Annotated in this window: 1 protein-coding gene; it reads right to left on the reverse strand. The window is 62.3% G+C overall.

Going from position 1 to position 779, the window contains the following annotated elements; translation table 11 throughout:
- Positions 1-665, reverse strand: a 665-nt coding sequence (gene istA / locus CWO91_RS42355) for an IS21 family transposase (RefSeq protein WP_130221192.1), incomplete at its 3' end; no start/stop codon positions are given.
- Positions 666-779: the final 114 nt, after the last annotated feature.

A 779-nucleotide genomic window follows, 5' to 3' on the forward strand; every position in this document is an offset into this window, starting at 1 on the left:
CACATCTGCAGGAAGCGGCGATTGTAGAGACGCCCTTTACCGACGAAGATCGTCTCTACGGCGGTCTTCATGTTGTCGTAGATGCCGCGGGTGCAGGTGCCTTTGAACAGGGCGAACGCCCGGTCGTGGGCGTCGAACACCATCTCCTGCGTCTCCCGCGGATAGGCCCGCACGAACAGCATGCGGCTGTGACAGAGCCGGACATGGGCGGCCTTCACCATCACCGTGGTGCCGCTCAGCAAGACCACCTCGTGGCTCCAGTCGAACTGGTAGGCTTCGCCTGGGGCAAAGCTCAGCGGGACATAAGCGGCCGCGGTCGATTGCCCGCGTTCTTTGCTCCACCGCCTGGCGTAACGCCGCACCGCATCGTAACCGCCGTCATAGCCGCGGCCGCGCAGCTCTTCGAAGATCCGGATCAACGTCAGCTGTTCACGAGCCGATTTAGCCGCGTTCGCCGCCAGCAATCCGTCAAGCTCTACTGCCCATCGTCCCAGCTTTGGCCGCGGCTGCACCTGCCGCTCGTACTCGAAGGAGGTCTCTCCCGACCTCAGCACCTTCCGAACCGTGTTCCGCGACACCTTCAGGTCACGGGCGATCTCCTTGATCGTCTTGCCCTTGACGAAGTGCTCGCGCCGGATCCGGGCAATCGTCTCCACGATCAGCATCCCCCACCACCTGCTTCGTTCCAAAGCAGGCAGCGCAACAGACCAATCTGTAGGGGGTCAATTTTGGACGCCGATCCCCCGGCTTAGGGGGTCAATATTGCAGGCCGAATGACA

The organism is Bradyrhizobium genosp. SA-3 (genome assembly GCF_004212635.1).
GTDB lineage: Bacteria > Pseudomonadota > Alphaproteobacteria > Rhizobiales > Xanthobacteraceae > Bradyrhizobium.